Raw genomic sequence first — 11077 nt, 5'->3', positions numbered from 1 at the left:
AAAAGGAACTGCTTCACGATAAGGGGTGAGATGTATTTAAAATATAAACTAAAAAGATTAATTATTTAATCCTGATTTTTATTTTCTATATCTAAATAGGTGTTTGGTAAGATCTTTCCGCTAATTTCAGCCTCTTCTTTTTCCATAATCTTAAAATAATGCACTGCAGCTCCGCTTATTGTATAAATCATTATTTCAACTCCAATACAAGCACCTATAATTATCAACACAATATTTATGGCAAAGAACAGCCAAAACTCTGCAAATACAATTAAAATGAGTATTAAGTTTTTTGCGTAAAATCTTAAAAAAACATGTCTAGAAATAGTCAAACTACGAAAAACCGTATTTTTATATCTAGCTTCAATAGGAAAAACAAAAAAGAAGTTAATTAGAATAAAATATATCAGAACCATTCCAATAATCAAAAAATAAATTGGATTGCCTGATACCGTTTCAAAAAGATAAAAGCACATAAAAGCAGCATAGCCTGAAATTAATAAAAGAATAGATAATATGATTCCATGCTTAAGATTTTTTATATAAGCTTGCCAAAATTGCTTTACAACTTGGCTTTCTTTATCTTCTATCATTTTAAGCGTTACAGTATAAGCTGCTATTGTAGATACGCCTATAGTAATGATAGGAAGACTTCCCAAAATCCACATTATGTTGATAAAAAATACATCAACAAGAGTGTGCATAAATCGAGAAAACTTTGTATCAAATCCTAAAAACATGCTTTTATCCTAAAGATCTTTTTTAAGAAAGGCTGTCAATAAACATCAACAGCCTTTCTTGCTCTTATTATACTATTTTGCAGCTTCTTGTTGCAATGCCCATTTTATTGCTGCTTCTCCTTCACTCCACGCAAGAACATCAGCATAGCCATAGCCATTGCAAACTTTTTTCATTTCTTTAACTAAATAACTAAATTCTCCATCATTTTTAGCATAAATACATTTCCAGCTGTATTCTTTTAATTTGGTCGTAACATTTTGCCACTTTAATTCAAGTTCATCTGATCTGACACTTTCAGAATAATTTACGGCAGGAACAACTGAATAATTACACTTATTTATATACTCATCATTAGATTTACACCCTGTCTTTTCTCTCCAATCAGCTTCTATATCACATTTAGGATCACCCATCTCATTTTCCCAGAATTTCCAATTATATCTTTCTCCTGTATCAGGGTTTGTAGCATTCATTGACCAAGTAGTATTGTTAATTTGTAATTTGCCATCATTAAAACTACCGCTTAGAGTATATGTCTTATTAGTATAAGGAGAAGTCCATTTCTGTCCATTTAATAAAGTTGTAGGGTCATTGGTACAAGTTCTTCCAAAATCAGTAAATTTGGTTTTTCCGTTTTCGTCATAGTCCCAGATTACTCCTTTAAGTCCGTGGAAAATTGTCATTGACCCTTCTGGAGTGCAAAGCCAGTTGATTATTTCCATGCAGAGTTCGGGATATTTTGTATCTGCCCCTATAGACCAAATTCTATTACCGCCTATAAGACTCATTCCATATCCTACAACAGTTGCTTCAGATGGAACAAGAGGTAACATCATTCTGTTTTTTGCAATATTGGCATCTGTATTAAATTGACCTGATCCAGCATAGTCAAAAATAGAAAAGAAAGTACCGCCGTTAGACACAACCTCACACATTTGATCATAAGTTTGTGTACTTGAATCAGGATCAAGCAATCCTTCCTGATATAATTTATTGAAAAATTTCAAAGATGTGAGATATGGACCATTGTCTTCTAAAGCGCCATGGAATTTTCCTGTTTGTGAATCATATAATCCTAACGCTAATTCGTCATAGCCGTAATAAGCGGATGCAAATGCTTTAACATACATAACCATAGTTCCATCCCAATCAGGCCACAAAGAAACAGCATAGGTAGGATTGCCGTTATCATCAGTTGGACAAATTTGCTTCATCGCTTTTAATAATTGTAAATAGCTGTCAAGGTCAGTTACTTCTGGATATCCTAATTGTTTATATAGATCCCATCTAATATCCCAAGTATAAAAGAAAGCTTCATGATCTTCGGCAGATGTTGCAACGTTATGTCCAAAACCGTGTATTTTTTTGTCTGGATTAACTTCTCTATTAGCTTCAAGTGCCGCACTCATATGTTCCTTAATATATGGACCATATTCATCTAATAAATTATCTTCTTCCCAATCATATAACAAGCCTTGATTAATAGCCTCTTTATATTCTTTACCATTGCTTCCCCAAACTACAATATCACCTAAAAAGCCGCTTTCCATTCGTGTCTCATAAATGCCTTCTTCATCAGATATGATATTGAGTTCGACATTAAACTTGTCTTTTAGTAAAGTCCCCAACATACCTGCTTGCTTTCCTTGGAAATTGGCAAGCTGTGAATAAACCTCTAGCTTAATTACATTGCTCTTTTTGCAACCTGCATTAAAGCAAAACATTGAAAAACACATTAAGAAAATAACAATTAATGAAATAATTTTCTTACCTGTTTTCAAAATCATCTTCCTCCTTTAAAAAATATCTTATATGTTTTTAATTAACCTTTTACAGCACCCATCATAATACCCTTTACAAAATATCGTTGCATCAAAGGATATACAATCATGATAGGAATAATTGACACCATAGAAATCGTATATTTTACAATTTTAACATTAACTTTAGTGAAAATTCCGCTTTCAATAGAATCTTGCAAATCAGATGCTGAAGTTAAATAGATATATAATCTATGTTGCAGAGTATAAAGTTCGGATCGTCCCAGCATCAAAATCAATGAATCCTGAAATGAATTCCAATGTCCTACTGCACCAAAAACTGCTATCGTAGCTAAAATTGGTGTGGATAGAGGCCAAATAATTTTAGCAAAGATTTTTATAGTTCCTGCCCCTTCTATAACAGCGCTTTCTTCTATCTCTTTTGGAATAGATTCTATATAAGTCTTAACAAGAATAATATTGAAAGGTTGTACAATACTAGGAATGATATAAACCAAAAAATTCTGCGTCAAGCCAAGATTAAGCATATTTAGATACCATGGTATAAGTCCAGCGTTAAAATACATAGTAATAACTAAAAATCTATACCAAAAACTTCTATGCCACATTTTTTTCTTGGTAACAAGATAGCCCGCAAAAGCAGAAACTACAACCATAAGCGCTGTTCCCAAAATCGTTCTTGCTAAAGTAACTAAAACTGATTTTCCAAAATCAGGCAAATTGGTTAATCCCAAGTAGTTTTTAAAATGAATTCCTCTTGGTATAAAGTTGATCAAGCCCTTTGCAACCAATTGGTTATTTGAAATCGTATTTATAAACAAATAGTAAAAAGGGAAAATGCAAAGCAATGTAAATATTGAAAAGATTAAAATATTAAAAAAATTAAATATTTTATCGCCTGCGCTTTCTCTATATACGGTCCCGCTTTTATTCTTATTTTTTATGATATTGCTTTCTGTTTTCATTTTTAACTCCTTAAACGATGCTTTCACCGCGAATTAATTTTGATACACCGTTAGCCACAAAAAGCAGGAATACACTAACTAATGACTTAGCCATACCGATAACCGTTGACATAGGAATTTGACCATTATCAATACCAAGTAAATATACGTATAAATCTAAAACCTTGATTTCTTCACTATTGTTAGGGTTTTTAAATACCAAATATTGTTCCATACCATTATTCAAAATTCCTGCTACTGACAACAAAAGCATTACACTATATGTCGGCATCAAGGATGGAACAGTAATATACCACATCTTTTGAAATCTGCCTGCTCCGTCTATCATAGCTGATTCATAAAGCTGCTGATCAATACCTGCAATGGATGATATATAAATAATTGCACTCCAACCAAGTCCTTTCCACGTGCCCCACAAAAGCATCTTAAGCCATGTCCCTTTTGATGATTGTAGATAGTTAGTTGAAGATTTTTTCCCCAATAAATTAATAAATCCATTTAAAAAACCATCGCTTGAAAAAATCGCTAATGCTACTGCATAAACCAAAACCCAGCTAATAAAATTAGGAATAGTTGTAAAAGTCTGCACAAATTTTTTAAATCTTGTACTTTTGATTTCTGTAAGGAATATGGCGAATGCAATAGGAAGCCAGCTTGTTAAAATTCCCAACCCACTCATTACAAAAGTATTTCGTAAAACTTTTAAAAGCTCTAATCTTTGAGATTGATTTTGAACTAATAACTTAAAATAATAAAATCCAACAAATTTGTTCCAAGTTAGATCCTGACCTGCGCTATATTCAAAAAACGCATATCTCCAGCCCCATAGAGGCATATATGAAAATATAAAAGCCAAAAAGATTATTGGCAACATATATAGAAAAAGAGAATATTTCTCTTTAATTTTCATTTTTTCTTCATTTTGATTATTTTTGATAAGTATCTTAATAATTACAGATAAAATAAGTATTAATACTGCCAAAATAAGATAAAAATAAAAACCCCAAGAAAAATTAGGTTGTATTCTATCAGGCATAGCTGTTTGCTTAACCTGAGAATATGCAATATAAATTCCACCCAAACCGACGAGCATGACAACTGGTCCAAAAACAGGAAACCATAAACCCTTTTTCTTCATAAGGGTATTACCTAAAGACATGCAGCCTCCAATTCCACATGCTATTATACCAAAAACTATTATTAGGCTTGATATCATTAATATTATGAATGAATAATTATGAACCCATCCTCTTCTTAACGCCAATCCTAATGCAGTGGTTATATTATTGTAAGAAACTGCTGTTGTGAATAGCGATATAGATTTGTTAATCTTTAATGATATTCTTCCTGGGTTAAATGAAGGGAAAAACATAGTAACACAGGCAAGCAAAATTAATATCCTTATCGCTACTAGGCAAACATTGGTAATAATCTGCTTAATATCTTTTTTCCCAACAGTATTTGAATTCAAGAGCAGCTCATTAACTGCCATCATATCCTCCCTAATTTTTTAAATAGTTTTCAACGCGTCACGGGATAGAATGCTATCCCGTGACAACATTGAAAAAATCAAGATTAGTTAAACATTAACCTCTTTTTTTCAACAACATAACAGACACATAAGCCGCTACTGTTATAAACAACGCGCCTGAAACAGAGTTCTTGCAGCCTTTTTTCTTTGGTGTCTCTTTTTCTTCTTCTTCTTCATCTTCTTCAGCAGGTGGAGTATCAGGTGTATCAGTATTATCTTTAGTGAAGCCTTCAATAGTAAATGTGATGGTTATAGTTTGACCTGCAGTAGGAACAGTATAAACAAAAGGTTGAGCACCAACAGCATCTATATATTCACTTATTAGGACGATTTGCGCATAGGTATCTGTAGTATCTACATATACCTCTTCAACAGTTCTAGTCGATTGATCTCCAATTGTAACTTTAGCTTCTGTGATAGAAAGATAATTCTTTTTAAACAACTTAGAATTAATATCAGTAGATACAAACATCAGTCTAAAGTATGTATCTGACGCACCTAAACCCATCTCACCCAAAACACAGCTTACTGTATATGTTCCATTACCTGATATTACAGCATCTATAAACGATCCGCCATAATCAACTTCGTTATTGCTTGAATCCCATCCTGTTAAATGTGTGAAATTGGATGTTTCTTTGCCATATGTACTGTCATTCCAAGCATTACGGAAAACATAGCTTTCTGTTTGAATACCAAAATATGCATTGTAATCTAACTCCAAAGCTTTGTCGTAATCAAAATCATCAGGCGGCTCTATGCGGGTTACACCATGTATTAAGGTAAATACTACGGTGATAGTTTCAACTTCTGCTAGATCTTCTACATTAACTATTATAGGCGATGCATTTTTTAATGTACAGTCATAACTTCTTAAAGTTAAGTCTGTTGTAGGATCAAGAGGATCTGTTACCCATGCGTTGTAGATATTCATTCGGGTTTCTACTTTATCGTCAGAGCTTGTATAACCTTTTGTAAATTCAATATCCTTACCATTAACCTTAATAGAGTTAATTTTGATTTTATAACCGCCAAAGGTTTCCTCTCCAGTCTTAATCATGACCGCAGCAAACGCAACACCACTTGCATGCCCAGCTTCATATCCTTTTTCTTCATCGCCAGGATATGCTGTAAAGTCAAGACCTATTGTATATGTACCTTCACCTGTAACTATTGCATTAGTAGCAACTACTGGATTAGGTTCAATTTCTTCATCTGGATCAGCATTAATGTCATCTCCCCAGTATTGGCATGCCCAGTTAGCGTCTGCATAAGCCAAATATGCTGTATCTTTAATATCAGGTGCTATTAAAGTAAATGTGATTTCATAAGTCGTTACTCTTTCAAAATCCTTTGCATTAACAATAATAGACTGTGCATCAGAGACTTTTCCATCATAACTTCTAGCATCGTCAGGCAATTTTCCTCCTGTCCACTCATTATAGATATTCATGCGAGTTTCAATACCATTATCGGAACTAGTATAACCTTTTATAAAAGGAATTGCTTTTCCGTTAATTTTTATTGAATCAATTTTAATAAAGTATCCAGGCATTGTCTGCTCGCCTTCTTTGATTCCTAACGCAGTAAAAGCAACACCTTCTGCATAACCAGTATCTGCATCATTTAGTTCAGAAAAGTCCAATGAAACGGTATATTGACCAGCAGGATCCCCGAAGATCTCAGCATTGGTAGCTTTAACACCTTCATATTCGTTACCATCTAGCCAATATTGAGCACTCCAGTCAGCATCAGCAAACATTATATAAGCTGTATCAATAGTTTCTTCCCCAGAAAGATAAATAAAATCAACTTCCAAGGTTTTAATTTCAACTGCAACTTCTTCTGCTACCTCTTCATTAGTTTCAGGATCAATAGTAGTTACTGTTTTCTTTTCAAAGTCTTCCTTGTTAATAATTATAGGTGATACATCACTCAAATCTCTGTCATAACTTCTTAAAGTCAAATCATTTACAGTATCAATTGAATTAACCCATTCATTATAAATGTTCATTCGGGTGGTAACATATGTACCATCTGTTTCAGCATCTGAACTGGTATAGCCCTTTCCAGTCAGTCTAATAGGTTCACCATTAAGCCTGATTTCTGTTATTTTAATGCAATAACCCGGGAAATTAATTTCACCGTTTTTAATGCCAATAGCCATAAAAGAAACACCTGAAGCATAACCAGGGGTTCTATCATCTTCATCTTCAGTTGTAAAATCAAGTCCAACAGTGTATTTTCCTGTACCTGTAACCGTTGCATCATTGGCAATTACTTGATAAAAAGGATCTTCTTCATTTTCAGGCGGTGTAAGCGGATTGCCCAAATATTGATATTGCCAACTAGCATCAGCATACATCAAATATGCTGTACTTGTAAGCTCTTCTTCACTTTCATCTTCTGCAAATACTATTGGCGAAAATGTAAATAACGACAGCATTATTGCAAAAGCCAAAAACAAAGAAGCAATTCGTTTTGTCTTTTTAAACATCAATTCCCTCCTATTTTATATTTCTTATAAATATTTCTTAATTCTTGCAAAAAATCATAAAGCTAAAAATAAAAAATTGTGACACAATTAATTGTTTAATTGCCAAAAATTGTTATCATTTTTTGTCATTTTTTAAAAAAACTTTTAAAAATTCAAAAAAGACACTAAAATAACCAAAAAATAATGGTTTTTTTGTGCTTTTTTAATAAAAAAGCTTTTTTAATTTCTTATCATAAGCACATTATATAACTCAAAAATAAGGGTTGTAAATGCCAAATATTTAAAGGTTATGCCATAAATTGCTGTTTATTAGTAAATAAATGTTTGTAAATGATAAAAAAACAGCTTTATATTTTGAATAAAGCTGTTTTTAGGTTAGATTTATAAAAAATTTGAATAAAATGTTTTAAAGATGATTTATTTTTTTAATTTTATCTTATCTTTTAATAGTGGTTTGTTGTTTGCAGCAAGAAAGGCGCCGATTAACATAATAACCAATGCTACTATAAATGTCTCTCCAATTTTATCTCTAAATATCAAAAATGATAAAATTACGCCAACAAAGGGTGAAACTGCATAATATAAAGTTGCCTTGGGAACGCCAAGTACACGCTGAGAATGCAAATAAACTGTACTGCTTAAACCATAAGCAACAAAACCTAAGAGCATTGTTAAAGCAACTGCCCAATACGAATCAATTTTTTCTTTTAAACATAAAGCAATAATTAGCGATCCTAACCCTGCAAAAATATCTTTCGTCATAACAATTTCTTTGGGGCTTTTATGTGAAATTATTTTAAATATATTGTTTTCGAATCCCCATATTATACAAGACAGCAAAACTAATAAAGAACCATATGAGAACGAAAGATCGTTTACATCCTTAACTGACAAAATTATTGATGAAATAGTTATCAAAACAATGCCTACCCAAACACGCGGATTAATTTTGGTTTTAAAGAAAAACAGCGCAATCAAAGAAGTAATGACTATTTCAAAAGTATTTAAAAGTGAAGCATGGGAAGCTGTTGTTAATTTTAATCCAAACATCAAGCTGACAGGAGCTGCAATATCAAATATGATCAAAATAAGAATATATGGCATTTCCTTTTTTGTAAGATGCTCTTCTTTTGTTTCCAGATTAAACAACTTTTTTACTAAAATCATAATTAAAATACCTATACCAGCACCTATATATAAAAAGGCAGCCATCATAATAGATGAAACATATTTTAATAAAATCTTAGATAAAGGTATGCTCAATGCATATAATGTAGCCGCTAAAATTGCCAAAAATATTCCTCTTTTTTCCATATCGCCAATCCTAATTGCCTATAAAATGTTTTAATTAAAATTTAATCTTTAGAAAAATTAAATTTCATTCAAATTATTAATTTTATCCTAGATAATACATCATTTAAAAAATTTTGTCATTACAGCCATTTAACGCAACACTACACTAAATTGACAAATTAAAAAATGCTTATAGCGTTTACAACTATAAGCATTTCTTAATTAAAAAGTGGTTTTTGTTTTTATCTTTTGTAAAAAGTTATTATATATTCTTATGCTTTATGCGTTATATGAGCCTATTAATATAAGCCTATAATTTATTTTCTAGCTACTCCTGAATCTTTAGCAGCTTGGCAAACAGCTTTTGCTACTGCAGGTGCAACTCTAGGATCAAATGCCTTAGGCAATATGTTTTCTTTTGAAAGTTCTTGCTCGCTTATTAAGTTAGCCAAAGCATAAGCAGCTGCAATCTTCATTTCTTCATTAATTTGGCTAGCTCTTGCGTCTAATGCACCTCTAAATACTCCAGGGAATGCCAATACGTTGTTAATCTGGTTAGGATAATCGCTTCTGCCTGTGCCCACAATAGCAGCGCCTGCTTCCAATGCCAAATCGGGCATAATTTCAGGAACAGGGTTAGCCATTGCAAATACTACTGCATCTTTGTTCATAGAAGCAACCATTTCTTTGCTAACAATATTAGGAGCAGAAACACCAATAAACACATCTGCGCCTTCTAAAGCCTTAGCAAGATTGCCTTGTAATTTTTCTCTGTTAGTATAAGTGCTAATTTCTTGCTGTGCAGGATTAATTCCTTCCATGCCTTCGCAAATAATACCGCATTTGTCACATACGATGATATTTTTTGCTCCCAAGCTCAATATAAACTTAGTTATAGCAATACCAGCGCTGCCAGCTCCGTTTACTACTATCTTAACATCGCTTATGTTCTTTTTTACTAATTTTAAACTGTTTAATAATGCAGCACCAAGCACTATTGCAGTACCATGCTGGTCATCATGGAATACCGGAATATCGCAGATTTCTTTAAGTCTTCTTTCTACTTCAAAGCATCTAGGAGCAGAAATATCTTCCAGGTTAATTCCGCCAAAGCTTCCAGAAATCATATAAACAGTCTTAACAATTTCATCTACATCTTTGGACTTAACGCAAATCGGAATCGCATCAACATCGCCAAAAGCTTTAAATAACAATGCTTTTCCTTCCATAACGGGCATACCAGCTTCAGGACCAATATCTCCAAGTCCCAAAACTGCTGTACCGTCAGTTACTACGGCAACAGTATTCCATCTTCTAGTAAGCTCATAAGATTTGTCCAAATCCTTTTGAATTTCAAGGCATGCTGCTGCTACACCAGGTGTATAAGCCAAAGACAAATCTTCTCTTGTCTTGACATCTATACGCTGCTTAACTTCTATCTTTCCTTTCCATTCATAATGTCGTTTTAACGACTCTTTCATATAATCCATAGTTTATTTCTCCCAAGGGAATACATAGTTTAATTTCAACAAATCTCTAACTTGATTCATTTCTTTTTGAACGCCTTCATTGATAGGAACGCCGCTGTTCTTTCTCTCTTGCCATACAAGGTATTCTTTCTCACCAGCCGTATAAATATGTTTTTCGCCAGGAGCTTTTTTGGAAGCTCTCAATTCACGCATAATATTGCCTGCTGTTTTCTTAAATGACTCTAAGCCCATAAATGCTTCGGTGTCTATCGCGATAAAGAAATGTCCAAGATGATATTTAACTTTCTCACCGTTTGGTCCAATACCTGAAAGCATCTTTAGATAGTTACCTGCTTGCAAAGCTGCTGACAAAACTTCAACAACTGTTGCATAACCATAGCCCTTGTATCCAGCAAACTCTTCGCCAATTCCGCCCAAAGGTGCAAGCGCTGCTTCGCCTGTATTTAGGTCTTTTAGAATTTGCTTAGAATCAGTTTTAGTTTGTCCGTCTGAACCAATAACCATTCCCGGAGGTGTAGATTTTCCTTCTCTATCATAGTATTCAATTCTTCCTCTTTGGATTATTGAGGTTGCACAGTCTAGATTGAAAGGGAACTCTTCATCAGTAGGGAAACCTATTGTCAAAGGGTTGGTTCCTAACATATTTTCTACACCAAAAGTAGGTGCTATTGAAGGTCTAGCATTGGTACCTGATATACCTATCATCCCTTCATTTATTGCCATTGATGTATAATAGCCTGCTATTCCATAATGAGTTGAATTACGAACTGCTACCATTC

Annotated in this window: 8 protein-coding genes; all 8 read right to left on the bottom strand. The window is 33.1% G+C overall.

Going from position 1 to position 11077, the window contains the following annotated elements:
* Positions 1-65: 65 nt before the first annotated feature.
* Positions 66-740, bottom strand: coding sequence for a DUF624 domain-containing protein (locus VIL26_05550; protein HEY8390398.1), 675 nt, complete (start codon positions 738-740; stop codon positions 66-68).
* A gap of 72 nt (positions 741-812) precedes the next feature.
* On the bottom strand, positions 813-2522 hold the full coding sequence (locus tag VIL26_05545) for a hypothetical protein (protein ID HEY8390397.1): 1710 nt from the start codon (positions 2520-2522) through the stop codon (positions 813-815).
* Between the two features lie 41 nt (positions 2523-2563).
* Entirely contained in the window at positions 2564-3487 is a 924-nt protein-coding gene (locus tag VIL26_05540; protein ID HEY8390396.1) for a carbohydrate ABC transporter permease, read from the bottom strand.
* A 10-nt stretch (positions 3488-3497) separates the two neighbouring features.
* Complete coding sequence (locus tag VIL26_05535) at positions 3498-4979, bottom strand: ABC transporter permease subunit (GenBank protein HEY8390395.1); 1482 nt, start codon at positions 4977-4979, stop codon at positions 3498-3500.
* 94 nt (positions 4980-5073) lie between these two features.
* On the bottom strand, positions 5074-7515 hold the full coding sequence (locus VIL26_05530; protein ID HEY8390394.1) for a hypothetical protein: 2442 nt from the start codon (positions 7513-7515) through the stop codon (positions 5074-5076).
* A 417-nt stretch (positions 7516-7932) separates the two neighbouring features.
* Complete coding sequence (locus tag VIL26_05525; protein ID HEY8390393.1) at positions 7933-8829, bottom strand: DMT family transporter; 897 nt, start codon at positions 8827-8829, stop codon at positions 7933-7935.
* 296 nt (positions 8830-9125) lie between these two features.
* The gene (locus VIL26_05520; protein HEY8390392.1) at positions 9126-10298 is read right to left on the bottom strand and encodes an NADP-dependent malic enzyme; all 1173 of its coding nucleotides are present in this window, start codon (positions 10296-10298) and stop codon (positions 9126-9128) included.
* A gap of 3 nt (positions 10299-10301) precedes the next feature.
* The coding region (locus tag VIL26_05515; protein HEY8390391.1) for an Ldh family oxidoreductase at positions 10302-11077 on the bottom strand (776 nt) is incomplete at its 5' end.

This window comes from Clostridia bacterium, from assembly GCA_036562685.1.
In the GTDB taxonomy this organism is placed as follows: domain Bacteria; phylum Bacillota; class Clostridia; order Christensenellales; family DUVY01; genus DUVY01.
Note: the sequence above shows the minus strand (reverse complement) of the source record. Positions and strands in the feature narration are given on the sequence as shown.